General features: G+C 41.4%; 30 protein-coding genes. All 30 read left to right on the forward strand.

The genetic code is table 11. The annotated features are described in order from the left end of the window. Positions 1-3 precede the first annotated feature (3 nt). Complete coding sequence (locus tag EVJ32_RS04850; protein ID WP_161568775.1) at positions 4-600, forward strand: 3'-5' exonuclease; 597 nt, start codon at positions 4-6, stop codon at positions 598-600. After that, positions 597-959: an HIT family protein gene (locus tag EVJ32_RS04855; protein ID WP_131457094.1), complete on the forward strand. Its 363-nt coding sequence runs from the start codon at positions 597-599 to the stop codon at positions 957-959. Before EVJ32_RS04850 ends, EVJ32_RS04855 begins: the two co-directional genes overlap by 4 nt. Before the next feature lie 12 nt (positions 960-971). After that, positions 972-1,244: a hypothetical protein gene (locus tag EVJ32_RS04860; protein WP_131457096.1), complete on the forward strand. Its 273-nt coding sequence runs from the start codon at positions 972-974 to the stop codon at positions 1,242-1,244. 35 nt (positions 1,245-1,279) lie between these two features. Beyond that, on the forward strand, positions 1,280-1,825 hold the full coding sequence (locus EVJ32_RS04865; protein ID WP_131457098.1) for a hypothetical protein: 546 nt from the start codon (positions 1,280-1,282) through the stop codon (positions 1,823-1,825). Next, positions 1,812-2,054: a hypothetical protein gene (locus EVJ32_RS04870; protein ID WP_131457100.1), complete on the forward strand. Its 243-nt coding sequence runs from the start codon at positions 1,812-1,814 to the stop codon at positions 2,052-2,054. The genes EVJ32_RS04865 and EVJ32_RS04870 overlap by 14 nt, the downstream gene beginning before the upstream one ends. 38 nt (positions 2,055-2,092) lie before the next feature. Then, positions 2,093-2,461, forward strand: coding sequence for a DUF2493 domain-containing protein (locus tag EVJ32_RS04875; protein ID WP_131457102.1), 369 nt, complete (start codon positions 2,093-2,095; stop codon positions 2,459-2,461). An 8-nt stretch (positions 2,462-2,469) separates the two neighbouring features. Further along, complete coding sequence (locus EVJ32_RS04880) at positions 2,470-2,880, forward strand: hypothetical protein (protein ID WP_131457104.1); 411 nt, start codon at positions 2,470-2,472, stop codon at positions 2,878-2,880. 411 nt (positions 2,881-3,291) lie between these two features. Beyond that, entirely contained in the window at positions 3,292-3,492 is a 201-nt protein-coding gene (locus tag EVJ32_RS04885; RefSeq protein WP_131457106.1) for a hypothetical protein, read from the forward strand. A 25-nt stretch (positions 3,493-3,517) separates the two neighbouring features. Next, a complete protein-coding gene (locus tag EVJ32_RS04890) occupies positions 3,518-3,706 on the forward strand; it encodes a hypothetical protein (RefSeq protein WP_131457108.1) in 189 nt (62 codons plus the stop codon). Positions 3,707-3,771: 65 nt separating this feature from the next. Continuing rightward, the gene (locus tag EVJ32_RS04895; RefSeq protein WP_131457110.1) at positions 3,772-3,942 is read left to right on the forward strand and encodes a response regulator; all 171 of its coding nucleotides are present in this window, start codon (positions 3,772-3,774) and stop codon (positions 3,940-3,942) included. A 26-nt stretch (positions 3,943-3,968) separates the two neighbouring features. Next, positions 3,969-4,217, forward strand: a complete 249-nt coding sequence (locus EVJ32_RS04900) for a helix-turn-helix domain-containing protein (protein WP_131457112.1) — start codon at positions 3,969-3,971, stop codon at positions 4,215-4,217. 214 nt (positions 4,218-4,431) lie between these two features. Further along, the gene (locus EVJ32_RS04905) at positions 4,432-4,614 is read left to right on the forward strand and encodes a hypothetical protein (protein WP_131457114.1); all 183 of its coding nucleotides are present in this window, start codon (positions 4,432-4,434) and stop codon (positions 4,612-4,614) included. 35 nt (positions 4,615-4,649) lie between these two features. Then, positions 4,650-5,156 carry a Panacea domain-containing protein gene (locus tag EVJ32_RS04910; protein ID WP_131457116.1) on the forward strand — a complete coding sequence of 169 codons (507 nt, stop codon included), beginning with the start codon at positions 4,650-4,652 and terminating at the stop codon, positions 5,154-5,156. A 64-nt stretch (positions 5,157-5,220) separates the two neighbouring features. After that, positions 5,221-5,679 carry a hypothetical protein gene (locus EVJ32_RS04915; protein WP_131457118.1) on the forward strand — a complete coding sequence of 153 codons (459 nt, stop codon included), beginning with the start codon at positions 5,221-5,223 and terminating at the stop codon, positions 5,677-5,679. Positions 5,680-5,719: 40 nt separating this feature from the next. Beyond that, complete coding sequence (locus EVJ32_RS04920) at positions 5,720-6,052, forward strand: hypothetical protein (protein WP_131457120.1); 333 nt, start codon at positions 5,720-5,722, stop codon at positions 6,050-6,052. Positions 6,053-6,082: 30 nt separating this feature from the next. Further along, a complete protein-coding gene (locus EVJ32_RS04925) occupies positions 6,083-6,388 on the forward strand; it encodes a hypothetical protein (RefSeq protein ID WP_131457122.1) in 306 nt (101 codons plus the stop codon). Positions 6,389-6,422: 34 nt separating this feature from the next. After that, entirely contained in the window at positions 6,423-6,797 is a 375-nt protein-coding gene (locus EVJ32_RS04930; protein ID WP_131457124.1) for a hypothetical protein, read from the forward strand. Positions 6,798-6,811: 14 nt separating this feature from the next. Continuing rightward, positions 6,812-7,018: a hypothetical protein gene (locus EVJ32_RS04935; RefSeq protein ID WP_131457126.1), complete on the forward strand. Its 207-nt coding sequence runs from the start codon at positions 6,812-6,814 to the stop codon at positions 7,016-7,018. Between the two features lie 5 nt (positions 7,019-7,023). Continuing rightward, a complete protein-coding gene (locus EVJ32_RS04940; RefSeq protein WP_131457128.1) occupies positions 7,024-8,007 on the forward strand; it encodes a metallophosphoesterase in 984 nt (327 codons plus the stop codon). Positions 8,008-8,116: 109 nt separating this feature from the next. Continuing rightward, on the forward strand, positions 8,117-8,659 hold the full coding sequence (locus tag EVJ32_RS04945) for a hypothetical protein (protein ID WP_131457130.1): 543 nt from the start codon (positions 8,117-8,119) through the stop codon (positions 8,657-8,659). A gap of 310 nt (positions 8,660-8,969) precedes the next feature. Further along, positions 8,970-11,252 carry an anaerobic ribonucleoside-triphosphate reductase gene (gene nrdD / locus EVJ32_RS04950; protein WP_161568776.1) on the forward strand — a complete coding sequence of 761 codons (2,283 nt, stop codon included), beginning with the start codon at positions 8,970-8,972 and terminating at the stop codon, positions 11,250-11,252. Positions 11,253-11,257: 5 nt separating this feature from the next. Beyond that, positions 11,258-11,722, forward strand: a complete 465-nt coding sequence (nrdG, locus tag EVJ32_RS16480) for an anaerobic ribonucleoside-triphosphate reductase activating protein (protein ID WP_370276216.1) — start codon at positions 11,258-11,260, stop codon at positions 11,720-11,722. Further along, entirely contained in the window at positions 11,707-12,198 is a 492-nt protein-coding gene (locus EVJ32_RS04960; protein WP_131457136.1) for a hypothetical protein, read from the forward strand. Before nrdG ends, EVJ32_RS04960 begins: the two co-directional genes overlap by 16 nt. Before the next feature lie 20 nt (positions 12,199-12,218). After that, positions 12,219-13,424, forward strand: coding sequence for a phosphoadenosine phosphosulfate reductase family protein (locus EVJ32_RS04965; RefSeq protein WP_131457138.1), 1,206 nt, complete (start codon positions 12,219-12,221; stop codon positions 13,422-13,424). Between the two features lie 52 nt (positions 13,425-13,476). Continuing rightward, positions 13,477-13,851, forward strand: coding sequence for a hypothetical protein (locus EVJ32_RS04970; protein ID WP_131457140.1), 375 nt, complete (start codon positions 13,477-13,479; stop codon positions 13,849-13,851). Positions 13,852-13,930: 79 nt separating this feature from the next. Further along, positions 13,931-14,206, forward strand: a complete 276-nt coding sequence (locus EVJ32_RS04975; RefSeq protein ID WP_131457142.1) for a hypothetical protein — start codon at positions 13,931-13,933, stop codon at positions 14,204-14,206. A gap of 97 nt (positions 14,207-14,303) precedes the next feature. Beyond that, the gene (locus EVJ32_RS04980; RefSeq protein WP_131457144.1) at positions 14,304-14,729 is read left to right on the forward strand and encodes a hypothetical protein; all 426 of its coding nucleotides are present in this window, start codon (positions 14,304-14,306) and stop codon (positions 14,727-14,729) included. A 140-nt stretch (positions 14,730-14,869) separates the two neighbouring features. Continuing rightward, complete coding sequence (locus EVJ32_RS04985) at positions 14,870-15,235, forward strand: hypothetical protein (RefSeq protein WP_131457146.1); 366 nt, start codon at positions 14,870-14,872, stop codon at positions 15,233-15,235. 32 nt (positions 15,236-15,267) lie between these two features. Continuing rightward, a complete protein-coding gene (locus tag EVJ32_RS04990; protein ID WP_131457148.1) occupies positions 15,268-15,474 on the forward strand; it encodes a hypothetical protein in 207 nt (68 codons plus the stop codon). 276 nt (positions 15,475-15,750) lie between these two features. Further along, positions 15,751-15,993 (forward strand): hypothetical protein, encoded by a 243-nt coding sequence (locus tag EVJ32_RS05000; protein ID WP_131457152.1) that lies wholly within the window; start codon positions 15,751-15,753, stop codon positions 15,991-15,993. Positions 15,994-16,473: the final 480 nt, after the last annotated feature.

Raw genomic sequence — 16,473 nt, forward strand, 5'->3', positions numbered from 1 at the left:
AAGATGGGAACGAAAAAACGAGGACAAGTACATGTAATGCTAGATATCGAAACTTTAGGTACGGAGTCAGACACTTTAATCTTTCAGATTGCAGCATCAAAGTTCGATATTAAAACAGGTGAGATCCGCGAGAACTTCAACGTAATTCAAAACATTGATGAAGTTAAATCGGCCACAATCAATCCAAGTACATTGTTATGGTGGCTAGAAACCAACCCGTTGCTTTTGCGAGATCTGCTGGCTAAAAAGGGTGGCAAGGTTTCAGACGATATCTTGCTCGAATTCAAAGACTGGATCGATTACATTCAAGGAACACTATATGACGACGTGTTACTGTGGGGGAATGGCGTGATTTTCGACAACCGATTCCTGCGAGAGCAGATGATTGGACGTGGATATGAATATCCAATCAAATATAAGAATGACCGCGACGTTCGGACGATTTTGCATTTGGCTGCGGAGAAGATGGGTGTTACTGAGGTAAGTATCAAAGAACGCTTGAAAGACGATCGTCTTACCGAACATCACGCACTCGACGATGTAGAAGCTCAGGTTAAACTGGTTTCGTATTGCTATAACGTATTAATGGGCAAGTTATGAACTGTCCATTTTGCGAGATCAAAGAGAACAAATATCAAGACGACCTGTTTCGTGTGATCAGAGATCAATATCCGGTGTCGCCTGGACACAGCTTAATCATTCCTGTGCGACACGCTGAAACCTACTTCGATTTAACCGAAGGAGAAAAGGTGAAGATTTGGAAGTTGGTTGATCTAGTCAAAAAAGAATTAGAAACAGAGTTTGGGACAAGTTCGTTTAACGTAGGATTCAATGTGGGTTCAGTCGCAGGACAAACTGTACCACACTGTCATGTCCATATCATCCCGAGATTTGAAGGAGACATGAAAGATCCTCGAGGCGGAGTACGGGGCGTAATACCGGAAAAACAAAAATATTAAGGGGCGATTTAGATGAAAAAGTATATTATCGAAGACAAAATGAGTGTTCAAGGGTTGATGGACGAGCTAGGCAGAATGGATGAATTACACGCCGGAAAACTTGTTCGACACGTAAAGACTAAAGGAGTTTATCGGATTAGCCACTTCAGCGTACTTAATCAGAACGGGGGTTCTGAGTTGGCAGTAAACTATCATCCTTTTGTCGAAGTAGGCGGTTACGACATTACATCGGTACGTCATACTCGATCATGCGAAGAGTTTTTTGATGGGCGCTTTGAGTTTTAAGTAAATAAAAAGATAAATTTATCGGAGGGACAACGATGGAATTAACAGTAATTTATATCATTTTAGCAGTATTGATCATTGGTTTATCGGTCGGAATCTTAGTTGGTCGTTCTGTTTTTCCTAAAAAAGAACAATACTATGTCGTAGATGAGCCACCAGCACAAGAGCGTACAGAAGCAGATCGTTCGAAAGATGAATTTAGAGAAGAAATGAACCGACGGAAAAACCGAGTAAAAAACTTAGGAGTTTATATGGCACGATTTATGCAAGCTATTGATAGTTACGACCTATCGACAAATGGTAGAGAGTTTGAGGCGCTAGGATATACAAATATGTTTATCAATCACGGGCATAGCGACAGTTTTGCTACATATATCTATAAGAACAAGCAAAAAGAAATGGACGAGTTATTAAACGATCATTTCTGTAATTTTTCTTCATGGAGCTTCTCGAAGAAGGTTTTTGAGGAAAAGGCAGAAATTATTATCGATTTAGCCAAGTCGATTGTAGATGGCTATGCGGCTTACAGTGAAGAAAAAATGAAATCAAAAATCAAAGAGGTTAAAAATGAAGTTGTTTAAAGAGCGGCTAAAAATATCGCTGCTAGGTGTAGGACAATTTGTCTTAATGATATTATCCTGTCTCGCTGTCGTCAGCGTTGCGATGACCATTGTGGTGCTCGTTACGATCTACGCGTGGAAAGTGGTTGTCTTTTTGATGTGGGCGGCAGGAGCAATATTTGCGCTAATAGTTTTGTTTTTAGTGACTTTCTACATCTATTGGCAATTCATTGAGCCGTTTAAGAAATAAGAAGAGTCCGAGAAAATCTAGTTTTTAACGGAGGAATCATGGAGAAATTTAAAGTTGTTGTGGCTGGCGGACGTGAGTTTGACGACTACGAGCTGCTTAAAAAATCCATCTCTGGCATCCTAAGAGGTCGATTTAAGCGTTCTGAGGTTGAGATAGTGTCAGGAGCAGCCAGGGGAGCGGACGTACTAGGAGAACGATTTGCTAAAGATATGAGGTGTTCGGTTAAACGCTTTCCGGCGAATTGGGACATAGGCAAGCAAGCTGGATACATACGTAATAGCGAGATGGCTGACTACGGAGATATGTTGATCGCATTTTGGGATCAACAGAGCCGTGGAACAATGCACATGATCAATCTCGCAAAGAAGAAGGGTCTAGAAGTACACGTTGTCCATTACGAAACATGAGGTGGCATATGCCGAAGCTAGTAGTAACACTTAAGAACGGCAAACAGGTCGAGTCAAAAGAATGTCCGTTTATACAGGCTATTATGTGGCGCACAAGGATATTAAAAGGGGAGACGATCAAACTCCCTACTTGTGACGGCGCGATACGTATAGACGGTCGTTCGGTGGCCTTCCCGTCGGTAGAGGATTACATATTGTTAGAAACCACTCAGGCCGCTTTCTGTATGATGCTCGAGCCCTACGTCCACTATAAGAACGAGAAGGGTCAGACGTTTCAGTACAGCGAGGTCACAGGAGACTTCGAGAAAGCAGAAAGAAGAGCAAACACAGCGGTCTATTGGAGAGTCGATGCGTTACCCGATAGCACCTGGACGAGATTAGGCAAAGATACAATTATCAATAATTTGACGGTTGTGTGAGTAGATTGATTCGAGTATATTGAAAACATAAAAATACAGAGGAGCGATGACGATGAAGGTGGCGGATAAAGAGTCGTATATGAAAGACGAAATTCGGCGTATGATTCAGGAGAGCGATGATCTCGCTTGGCAGCGCCAGCAAAACTAAAGAAGAAGCTCTAGATGACAGAGCTATCGATGCTGTGTACGGGTATTTCATCAAAGATCAGAGCGGAGATACGCTCGAACAGTTCACGAAAAGCTTCTTCGGACTATGATCAGACAGGCTGCCAATAGGCGGCCTTTTGTATGATTAAAAATAAATAAAGAAAAGTGTTGTATATCTAATTAAAAAAGTATAGAATCAAATTAGGAAGTAAGAAGTACATATCTAATCAAATTGACGTTTTATCACACAGAGGAGGAATTGAAATGGTTTATTTTGAAATCGTAATGACTATGTTTCTTGCAGCTATGTTTTTGTTTCTGGCATATATTATGATGGACGACTTCTTGAGTTGGACGGGGTTTTGGGATCGGGTTCTCTCTGGGTCACTTTTATTATTAACGGGTTTACCAGGAATCGCTTTGTTTATAGCTGCTACGCTCGATTTTTTTACGGCAATCTCATAAATTAGGAGTTTTAGGAGGCTAAAAAATGTCATTAGAAGCGGAAGTTATTGAGGCAGTACGGAAGCGGTTGGAAGAAGAAATGGAGAAAGCGGAAGCTGCGTTTAATTCCGCAATTTTCGAGCATGACGAACACTACGAAAGCGGACGCGGAGCGGCGTATGATTTCGCGTTACAAATTATCAAAACAGAAATGGGTCGTCGTGGCTTAAAATAGGTGTGACGGGCGCTGACGGAGGGTTGGCGCTTTATAAAAACTAACTTTTATAGGAGGTGAATTCAATGGGGAGAAGAGTTTTGATTATTAAGACTGAGACGACTAAAAACGACCCCCTGGTCAAAAGGTTGATTGGAACGATATGGCCTTCTTTTAAACTTAAAGGTGCAGATGTTGTTATTCCAACATGTGGTGGAATCGTCATTAAAGACGGCGAGTATGAGTTTGTAAAATAAAAAGTGACATTTATAGGGGTGATAAAGTGAGAGTGGTTGATTATTTGATTGAGTTGTCACCGCAGTTAAAACGGAAGACACGGCTCGATATTTATCCGTTGTCTCTTGAAATTATTAATATCCGAGTAAAACGAAACATGTCGCAAGAAGAATTGGCAGATGATCTTGGTATTGAAGTGTCCGCTTTAGCAAAGTATGAATTCGCTGATGAACAATATGGTATAGATGAGTATAAGATGTTTCTAGAAAGACTTAAATTATCCGAGAAAAAGTGACTTTATAGGAGGTGGCAAAGTAAGTGAAACAAACATCGCGAGTACAATGCCCGAAGTGCCAGAAGTTTCAAGAAGATATGATTTATGATCTAGTAGAAGCCGGAGAGATGGAGGGTAGTTTTGAAATGGAATGTGAACATTGCGAAACTGTCTTTTTGGTAAAATATACGTTTAAGCCATATGTAGAAACAATTCAATAAAAGGAGCGGTTCCTATGACTGATAGAAAGACGGAATTATTAGTTGCCTGTATGCAGTTGCTAGAGAAACAAGATAATTCCTTCATTGTCCTCGACCTACTAACCGAAACAGTGCGCTACGACGGCGCTGACTGCGATGGATATTGTCTTTTAGAGGACATCAAGGCAGAATTAAACCTCGATCAAACAAATATTTGACCGAGAAAAAGTAAATTTTATTAGGGAGATATTCTATGGCTAGAGCGATAGATGTGGCAATGTTTCTGGTCTATTTAAGAGACGTAGATGCGATAAAGCGCGGGGATTATAACACTTTAAGCAACCTTAAACTGCAAAAACTCTTGTACTACTGTCACGGAGGACATTATCGTTGGGATAACGAGCGACTGATAAGCGACAATGTCTTCGAAGCGTGGGAATATGGGCCGGTAATTCGAACGATTTACTATAAGTTGCGACACACTTGTCAAAACGATTTGCCCAATTTAAAGCAACTCAAATGTCGCGACAAATATAGAAATTGGGAGCACTATGAGAAAAGTCTGAGTGTCGACGAACGTGAAACCATCAAAGTTGTTTGGGGTCAACTAAAGAATCAACCAACCTTTGACCTGGTTAGCCAAACTCAATCTGAACCGCCGTGGAAAAAAGCAAGAGATTCAGGAATCCTCTTTTTGTCTGATCAAGACATCAGAAATCATTTCAGGGAGGATATCACGGTCGAACCAATAAAAGTTTGATTTGATTAGGATTAATGGCCGATTTTCGACCTACATACCAAATAAGAAGAAGAGGGTGTCAACAATGGGCAATTATACTGGCCTTCGGGTAAAAGTGACGGTAAAAGAAGAGTACCGAAATATGATTAAAGAGATTAACCAGGATGGCTCTTGGTTTGATTTTGTAGATAAATATCCGTTCTTGAATGAATACGCACGACTTTATAGAGCAGAATTTATCCCGAGAGGAGCGATCGCAGCGTACCTCCCGGATGATTGGGAAGAGCCGATTACAGGATTTGGCGCAAGCAAATATCCTATGTATAAAGCGACCGACGGTTTTGAACGCCATATAGATTTAAATACTGGCCTATGGTCGTTCCAGTGTAGTTTAAAGAACGAAAACAATGAAATCGAAAAGTTCTTCGAAGACGTTTTGTGCAAGATTATTGAGTCATCTGATCACATCGAATATCTGTACGAAGCGTGGAAAGAAAGTGTGATGTATGAGTTTTTGGACGGAAAAATTATAAAACGAGGTTGAATCCGAGGAAAGTAAATTTTTATAAGGGAGATGATTTTGAGTGAATTTTGAACTGATTGAAACGCTGCCAACGGCGAGAATTTACAAGTTTGACGAACTTTTGTGTTCGAGTGTTACAGGTAAAGAACTAGACAATCCAACAAACTACGTACTCGTATCGGACGCTAAAACACATATAGAACGACTTGTATTTCCTGTCTATTTGCAAGATGGGTTTTCTGAAGACGACATCCTGAACAAAACTCCTAACGCTTTACGCGTAGACTATTTTCAGATCGCAGGAAAGATGACGTTGATGATCGAAGGCGGAGACCCTGGTAGCATCCTGCCAGACGAAGATTATCTTAATCAACTAGTATTCGCGAACAGATAATAAAAGTTTAGATTTATAGGAGGAATGAAGATGAGTTATATTAGAGAAAAGTTTGGTGTCAATCTTAAGCAACAGATTAAAAATTACTTAACCGAAGAAGGCTTTAAGCCATATAACGAAGTCAATCAAAATGACATGGAATTCTTTGCTCAGAGCGAGCAATACGACGTCAAAATCGAAGTGGATTTGGATGATCAGGAAATTGAGTTTTATGTCGACTACCGTTATGGCGGAGGTACGGTGGTGGATGCGTCTATATTCTACAACAGAGATTTTGATGACTTTGAAGAAAAATATAAAAATATTGTAGATCAAGCATCATTTTGGATGGAATAAAATTTAGATTTGATTAGAGAGAGGAGAAATCTTTATGGGGGTTGCAATATTTTTAGTCGCTTTATCTCTATTTTTGTTTTTGTCTTTCGACTTCATATTTTGCGATTTCGAGTTGACGGGAAGTTTAATCGGAAAGACTTTCTGGTCGTTTAAAGGAATTTTTATAGAATATTCTACATACGAGGTGTCGAAGGCCGAATATATGCCGAGCATTTACGGCGGGTATTATCGAGTGGTTGTGGAGGAGGACGGGGTAAAAATTCCAATCGATTGTCCTGACAGCGTAGCTAGAAAGCTATGCGACATCATGGCTCTTAACAGTAAGGGTTCGAGAATCTCAGTAAAAGCGAAAATCGACCATAAGAGATTGAAGATGGTTTCTTTGAAGGGGTATATGGTCAAACAATAGGAGGATTGATACATATGAACACATTTAAGTTTACGCTAAAGCCTACATTGAAGTTTAAAGCAATCGAAAAGATTGAAGACATTTCTGCTGCTATCGAACACGGAGAATGCTTCTATGACGATGACGCTATGGAAGAAGTTGAAGACCAAATTTCTGACCTCCTAAAACTAATGAAAAAAGTACGAGAAGAAAATCGCCTAATGGACGAAGAGGAGGATTGATACATATGGAATACTTTACAGCAGACCTACATTTCTGCCATAAGAACATCCCAAAGTTCGAATCAACACGTACTCAGTTTATCGATAACATCGAACTGATGAACGAGACGATTATCGAAAACTGGAACGCTGTCGTGACAAACGAAGATGTCGTCAACATTATCGGAGACGTTGGTATCGGAGCTCAAGCAAAAATCGTTGAGTGTGTTAAGCAGCTAAACGGAAATCTTCGATTATGGCCGGGCAATCATGATCACGGTAATTTACTCAAGAAGCTCGAAAGCGAAGCTGGCGTCGAAGTAATGCCTTACATGACGAAGATCAAGACTCACGGCGTTGTGGTGTTCGTGACACATTATCCGATGGACATCGGGGAGCGTCCAAACTTGTTTAACATTCACGGCCACATTCATAGTGAGCCAAGCCGTCTACGCAATCAGATTAACGTGGGAGTCGATCAGGATTGGGGTTTGCCATTCGGACAACCGATTCCGAAAGAGATGGTTGAGGAGCGGATCTTGAAGGTGTCTGAGGTGTTGTGTCGTGAACGAGAATTATCGGTAAAAGAGTCTGAGCAACCTTCTAAAGTGTTTGTAGATTGGTTTGAAAAACGCAAAGATTTAAGCGAAAAATTCTTAGACACTCCGATTCTGTCTCGCAAAGAAAGGATCGTTCGAATCTTATGGCTTTGGTACGACTATCATACAGAAAAGTTCGATCAAACGCTTCTCCATGATACATTCGGCAGATTTGGGGAGTCGAGAGTAATTGGACACGTTGATCAAATGAAGTCTAACGGGTACGCGCTTGATAAGCATCGTCGAATGATGAAAACTGCGTACTTGTATGGTGTAACCGAGGAGCAAATGTTCAAGGGGAAAATGTCGAGCTATCGAGCGGTTCACGTAGATGAAATGTTCGAGCAGTATGAAAATATGGTTAAACGCGAATCAGAGTTGTTTGAAGATATGAAGTCAAGAGGGTTATAAAACTTTCATTTGATTACTTAATCAATTACAAAAGTATTTTAATAGATATATACACACTCTCCCTTTGATGATATAATTAAGTCAAATATTAACAAGGGAGAGTTTTTATATGAAAAAAATGCTAGTTATTCTAGGTATTTTGATTATTGTTGGGGCAGGGATTGGTTATACAATGATTTCTGGCTCTGCGAGCTCCGAAATACCAGCGGATCGATATGGTAAGTTTGAGACATTTGAGGCTGATGACCGCGAACTGATAGAGTATGTGATCGAGTATAATAAATTCAACGAAGAATTAAAGACTCTAGATTTAACATATGCTTTCATTTTAGGTTCTGACGACAAACTGAATCAATACGAACTAGCAATGTCTTACGTCGAGCTCTACACAGAACTCCAGGGAAAGATCTATATCTTCAACAAAAATAACAAGGTTCCATCTGAATATAAGACCCTACACGAATCATTGATCAAAGAAATCGGAATCGCAGATTTGATCACAGAAGAGTACGAAGATGCGATCGAGAACGAAGATTTCTCTAAACTAGAAGAATTAATGAAAATCTCTAGCGATGCTCGTAAAGATGGGTTGGCGTCGACAGATCGTATAGAATATTTTGAAGATGTGAATGAATTCATCCTTAAAAACTGAGACCTAAATGGTCTCTTTTTTGTCACAAGAATGAATTAAAAAAGTATTGTTGCTTATTATCATGTGTGCTACAATAAGGTTGTGCAATAAAATATCTATTTTGGGAGGGATTATGATGACAAAAGTGGTCTGTTTGACGGAATTTAGAGGCAGAAAGTTGGCCAGAGACCATAAAGAGCGTGAGTATCTGACAAATCTGACGCGAGAAGTCTTACATATGATTCAAAAAGAGATGCCAAAGCGAGACAATCCGACCGCAAGTGTTTGATTGAAACGCCGTCTAAATAAAAAAGTATAGGAGATGTTTTATTTGTTTGAAGCGATCGATAGAATCATCAACCAAGCTGACAAAGACGTAACGAACGAGAATGCGAACGTGAGCGGATCAGAACCACAGGGGATCATGGCGATCATGGCAGGGAGCGTCGGGCAAGAGTATGCGCTCGAGAAGCTTGTCGATAAAGACGTGGCTGAATTACATCGTATGGGATATCTACATATTCATGACCTTGATTACTATCCGACAGGAACGACGACATGTCTTCAGATTCCTGTCGGTAAATTATTGAAGGACGGATTTTCGGTGAAGGACAGCTTCATGCGAGAGCCAGGGAACATCACATCGGCCTTTGCGTTGGTTGCGGTTATCTTCCAGATCCACCAAAACATGCAGCATGGCGGGCAAGCTATGAGCGCATTAGACGTAGATTTAGCACCGTATGTCACAAAGACGTTCGACAAACATTATAAGTGGTTCGTTGATGCAGGTTTATATAAACACGAAGCACTTAGCTTGGCTAAAGCAAAGACGATCGACGAAACTTATCAGGCTGCCGAAGCATTTGTTCATAATATGAACTCAATGACATCTCGAGGCGGAGGGCAAACGGTGTTTAGTTCTATTAACTTTGGCTTGGGAACTAAAGATGAAGAAAGAGCGATTTCCTTCGCCTTGTTACGTGCGATGAAGAATGGTTTAGGAAAAGGCGAACAACCAATCTTTCCAATCATGATTTTCCAGCTTAAAAAAGGTGTGAATATGTATAAGGGAGACCCAAACTATGATTTGTTCGAAGAGTCGTTGTCGGTGACGGCAGAACGTTTCTTCCCGAACTACGTGTTCCTGGATGCGAGTTTCAATGGCCGTCATTACGACGCAGATAGACCCGAGACATGGGCTGCATCGATGGGCTGTGTGGATGGAAGTTCGGAGATTGTTACAGACAAAGGAAGAGTGAGCATCGAAACGCTATTTAATGTTTTAGAAGTAACCGAGGGCGCTAAATGGCAAGCTCAATCTTGTTATATCGAACCAAAAGATCAACTCGTCTTCGATTCTATTGCAGGACGCTTCGTGAAGGTCTTGAAGGTTATTAAGAACCCCGATCAAGCAAACTGGTTCAAACTAACTTTCTCAAACGGAATTAGCATCTATGCTACCGAAGATCATCCTTTCGACATCGTTGGCAAAGGCAGAACTTTTGTGAGCGATATCAATGTGTCTGACGAATTCTATATTTCAAAGTTCTCTAGTGACAAACGTAAGACAGTAAAACTTACGGCTAAAGATAACTTTGGATATCGAGGTAAATTCAGCTTTGATCTTGAGACGGATAGCGATCGGTTTGATGTAAACGACCTAGTCTCTCATAACTGCCGTACTAGAACACTTGAAAATGTAAATGGTGAAGCTCGCGCAATCGGACGAGGGAATCTCTCATTCACTTCGATCAACCTACCGTTGCTTGCCTTAGAGTCAGAGAACTTTGATGAATTTATCGATAACGTCGAGACTTTTACAACAATCGCTTGCGAACAATTGCATGACCGCTATCGGTATCAAATCAAACGATCTCCCGAAAACTTTGGGTTTATCTATGACCAACAGACGATGGTTGGTGCTGAGGACGTAAAAGAGAGCCGAAATCTCGAAGACGCCTTAAAACATGGGACTCTGAGTGTCGGGTTCGTCGGACTGGCAGAGGCGATGATGAGACTCTTTGGCAAACATCACGCCCAGGACGAAGAGGTGTTAGAAAAAGCACTACATACGATCGAAGTGATGAAATCGGTCACAGACAAATATCGCGAAGCGTTATCGCTTAACTATGCGGTGATCGCCACCCCTGCCGAATCATTCGCCGGGAAAGCGCTCAAGAAGACGGTCGCCCTACACGGTGTCGTAGAGGGCGTGACAGATCGCGACTACTTCACGAACTCGTTCCACATCCCGGTGTGGCACAGCATCCCGTACCGCAAGAAGTTAGAGGTCGAAGGAAAGTTCCATGAGCTCTGTTTGGCCGGACACATCTCCTATGTCGAGATCGGAGAAATGCCTTCAGGAAATATCGAGGCGATGAAAGATATCGTATACTGTATGGCCGAGAACAACATCGGATACGGCGCGATCAACATCCCTGTGGACAAATGTAATGAATGTCGTCTCACGACAACTATCTACGACGAGTGTCCGAAGTGCGGAAGCAAGGACATCAAGCGCATTCGGCGCATCACAGGGTATCTTGTGGGCGACATGGGACGTTGGAACGGTGGTAAGGAAGCCGAGGAGCGTGATCGAGTGAAACATGTATGAGAATCATGGACATCAAATTTGATTCCGTCGCTGACGGGGAAGGGGTTCGTTCTGTCGTGTTCACGGCAGGATGTCCTCATTTCTGTCGGGGGTGTCATAATCCGAAGTCGTGGAACATCAATAACGGCGAGGAGATGGATATTAACGAAATCGTCGAGAGACTTGAATACGCCGGACACAAAAAGGTGACGATATCGGGCGGAGACCCATTCTTTCAATCGAACGCACTCTCAGGACTGGTCAAAGAGTTGAGGGAGCGAGACTACGATATATGGGTGTACACGGGGTATACGTTCGACGAGTTGAAGAATATGGGGTCTCAGGACGTCGATTCTATCCTAGCTTCCATCAATGCGCTCGTGGACGGACGCTTCGTAGAAAGTCTGAAATGCCCGTTGATTCAGTACAGAGGAAGTTCTAATCAAAAAATCTTGCATCTAAAGGACGGATTAATATGCAAAACGAGCTAAAATTCACACACGATGGCGTCCAACAGACGTTGAAGCTAGGTGGACGCTTCGAGATCGACGGAGAAGCAGCGGTGATCGTAGAGTTCTTCAAAGACTTGAAGAAACGACGTGTCGAGGTGTTGACCGAGGTTGTTGACGAAGACGGGTTTACGTTCGTCCAGAAAAGCTTCGAACCGCACGAGTTTGCCGGTTTCAAGCGGATCAAGGTGGTTCCGGCGCATATCCACGAGGAAGCGGTGGCAGCCATCTGGCGAGCGAAACTATTACACGCAGAAGAGGAGTTGGCTGAGGCTGAATACGACTCGTCTTCTGCTAGTTCCAGAAAAGCATATGATTCTTTATTGAAATCAAAAAATAAAGCATTATATGAGACGTATTCTTTGGTTAATTTTGAAGAAAATAAAGGCGAAGTGATCGTTTACGGCAACGGATACAAACGAGAGTTAGTCGTTTTGGTTGATCTTAAAAACACATAAAACAAAAGCGAGGGAACAAAATGAATATTGTTGATCTATATAACGAGCAAGTTCAACCGCATTTCACAGAAGAAGAACGTATGTATAAGGGCGGAAAGTTGAAGATGAAGAAGATGTGGCATCAGACTCGCGCCGAGAAAGACGTAAGATATGCTCACTATCGATCTCACAAAGAAGTAGATATCTTTACTAAAGAGCGTTGGGCGATCGATTTGATCAAAATGTCTATCCAACGATCAAAGAAGCCGGTCGTATCTTGTAGCTTCGGGATCGACTCGATGATGGTGTTATACCTCACTCGAAAAGCGCTTATTGAACTAGGCAGAGAACCTAACGAGGTTGAAGTTGTTTGGAACAACACGCTTAATGAGTTTCCAGAGGTTCGCGCATTTGCAGAAACGATGATTGAGGCTTGGGATTTAAACATCACGATCACAAAGCCCAAAAAGCCTCTTAAGAAAATCATCGACGACAATGGCGGTATTGATTCTTCGTATTTTACCGCCCGGAAGGGATCTCGAAAAGAAGGAATGCCGTTGAGCGAACGTTGTTGCAACACGTTGAAGCATGAACCGATGAAACGAGCAACAAAAGAGAACAATTGGGATCTAATCATGGTAGGGTTGCGAGCAGACGAATCGAACCAACGTAAGTTAGCATCGTTGCGAGACGGAGAATACTTCTACTCGAGCGGTACATGGAATGGAACGATGATGTTGCGTCCTATCCTTTGGATGACAGATGATGATATTTGGGATTACGTAAAACATTACGATGTTCCGCATGTAGGCTTGTATCACAATAACTTAATCCAAAAATATCCTACCGATATTACGAAGACGGTAATGTTCCAGAAGAAGATTAAGGAAGTTGGGATCGATTACGATAAACTGATGGATCAGCAGATCCAAACAGTAAACCGGGAACAAGCTAACGTTCTATCTAAGCTTGGCTACAAAGTATTCACCCCTCGCGTTGGCTGCCAGATGTGTCCGATTCCGGTTAAATACGGATATCTTCAGTGGATGCGTACATACTACCCACGTACATATAGCGCAATGGTTCATAATCTAGGATATGGGAAAGCGTTGCTAGATATGATTCCTGACGACGTAAAGAACGAGATCCTAGAATTTACGGGTGTCGATATCGACGCCGAAAATGCTCACGAACACCTAAAGGAAATTCTGGAAGCTAAACCATGCGTGTTCGACTCGTTCAAATAATACATAATCAGACGGGGAGAAATCCTCGTCTAAATTTTAGGAGATGATTTTTATGGAAACGGTAAAAAAAGAGTTCTACATGGGGTATATCACATGGGTAGCGCAGCAATACAATGATCATAGTATCCATGTGAGCGAAAAACACGCGAAGACATATCGTGGAGAAGCAGGAAACGAGCGTCTGGTGGCAGAATCCAGTTCGATTCTCGATACATACAAGATCAACAAGGTAGACAAAGAGGAGTACGAGCGCTCTTACCATCACTTTCTGGAGATCGATGTGAAGAAGAATTTCTCTGACAAAGAGGTTTATCCGGTCATGAACTATCTTTGGTCTTATTTCCAAGAACAAGGGCATGTAAAGACGGACTGGCTGGTGTCGAACAAGGACGGATTGCTCAACATATTGAGCCTTAAAAATGTCTAAATCAAAAAGTATTTATCTATTTACTTTTTGATTTCGGTTCGGTATAATGAAGATACGAGTTAAGAAAGGTGGAATTTATATGAAGATACACGAAGAAGAGAAGGTTGATCTTCAGCAAAAGGTTCTCGAACACCACATGGGGTTGGCGAACAAGAAGTCTGAAGCAGAAAAGACGCAGAAACTCCGTACACACAACAAGATCCGTCGTGTCGGTGAGCGTGTGAACACGTTGGCCGAACTATCGATGCTCGAGAAGAGCGGTGAGAACCTGGCGACGATGTGGTCGCTGCTCGACATGATCGAGGAAGAGTTAGATATCGTCGAGGTAGAAGTCAAGCGGATGTATCTGCAATGAACTCCATCTAAATAAAAAAGTATATAATTAAATAATTACATAGTTTCGGCCGAAATATCCAAGAAAACGACTATTTTATTAGGAGGGATAAAGAGCGATGATATTAAACACACAAAACAAGATAAAGAAGATGCGAGCTTCTTACTTTTATCAAGAAAATGGCGAATCGAAATTCAATCATATTGATATTTTGATTCGAGATGCTAAGGACTTAGATTTGAATAAACTTTTTATCGATCAGATTGTAAAATCTAAGAGCTTAAAGAGCGAAAAAATCACAATTCGCGAAATACGAGAACTCTATTTGCATACCTCTGAAAACCCAACGCTTTACGTGTCTTACGAGGATCATCGCTCAATTATCGCTAAATCAGAATACGATATCAAAAATAGTATTCCAGGACGACGTTACACGAAACAAAAAGATAACGAGGGTGAATATGTCGTTATTGAGCATATTCGAGTTAAAAATGTGTCGAAAATTAAATCTACAAAAGAAGACTGGATCTATGACAACGTATAAAAAGACGAACACTGAGTCGGAAGACGTTGTGACGCTCCGTAGAATTTACGGTAATGCCACGACACGCAAAGCTTTCCTAGAGTTAGAACGACTGAAGTTCGTTGCGAATGACTATGTAAAGATTAAGGAGATGATCGATGATGGAAAACGAAATCGTAGTTGAATATCTGAATGCGAATGGTGTTCCTGGAACGGAAAGATTTAAAGCGTGGGATAAGAGTGGCAGCTTCACATTGTTGTACAACGATGTCTCAAAAGACAGCTTGCGCCTTATGATTCCTACTCAAAACATTCTCAGCTTACGAGTTATTCGTCCAGAGGATCGCGCCGAAGAGGAACGAGATTTTGTTGAGAAGTATGTCGATCAAATCTGTGATTCGGGAGCCGCAATCGTAGAAGGGTATCTCGTTAATAGAGTTACAGATTTCTTAGACAAGATCTGTAAAAAGTACGAAACCGAAAATCTAACGTCCGGCTACTTTCGAGTTTCGCTGATCAAAGGGTAATCAAAGATAAATTTTATAGGGGAGTGGATGAAATGAAAAAATTATCCGAACTGCATGAAGATACTTTTTTGTACAACGAAAATTCGGGTCGTGTGTTAACTGCCGGGATTTTGATTGATGAAATCGAAGCTGGGCAATCTTTCGAGGGTGTGCATCACACAGTGCGTATTAACCGTTATAAAGGGGCGGACGAAATTATATTTTTGGAAGAAGTCGAAATCGATGTAATCAACCAATAAAATTATGAATTTAAAGGAGAATCAGATGGGCAACAATACAAAAACAATCAAGATTGGATGCGGTAGCTTTTGCATCCCACTTGCCATCCTGTTCATTATCCTAAAGGTTGAGAACGTGATCGAATGGAGTTGGGTGTGGGTGTTATCTCCGCTATGGATTCCTTGGGCGGTATTCGCTCTAGCAGCAATTTTTACACTAGGGTTTATGCTATTAGTCGTTATCCTTAAAGCTGTAACAGGTCGTTAAAAGTCTAATTTTATTAGGGAGTGAATAGAATGGGGAAATATACGAAGAAACCGATCGCGGTTGAAGCAACTCAATACAAACCAGGCATGGAAGATGGGTTTGACAAGGTTTTTGACGAAGACCAGAATCATCCAATCAGACCGTTTATCCACACTCTTGAAGGTCGTTTGTTTTTCGACACAGACGCCTATATCGTGACTGGCGTCAAAGGCGAACGTTACGCAGTTCGTAAGGATATATTTGAAGAAACTTATGAAAAATCAAGCTCTTAAAAGGACAGTTTTATAACCTACAAAAGCGCGGTTTTATGAGGAGGAATGATGAAGATGGAACTAAGAGTAAGCTACTTACGGGCGGTGCATCAGTACGGATTTCGATGGGGTAAAGAGAATCCTCAGATTGTAAATGTCATGTGGGATAAAGATCGAGAACGATCTGTTCTTCAATTGTTATTTACAAGCGACTTTCAGGTGGATTTTGTGCCAATGCTATCTGTGATCAACGGAGACTTCGTAATCACGTCCAGCAAAGAACCTTGGCCGTCAACAAACTAATCAATTTACATACAGAGAGGCAGTATTAAAATGTTAAATCATGATTCAATTAAAAAAGTATACATAGACAATAAGCCGCGGATCAAAGAAATCATGAAAGAGATTCGTAGCGAGCTTGAACAGAAAGAGCGTGACGTAAACGCTCTTTTCCGGTGAAAGGGGGGATGCAAATTGCATGGATAGTACGGTAATTTGTAG

This window comes from Exiguobacterium sp. SH5S4, from assembly GCF_004337045.1.
GTDB lineage: Bacteria > Bacillota > Bacilli > Exiguobacteriales > Exiguobacteriaceae > Exiguobacterium > Exiguobacterium aurantiacum_A.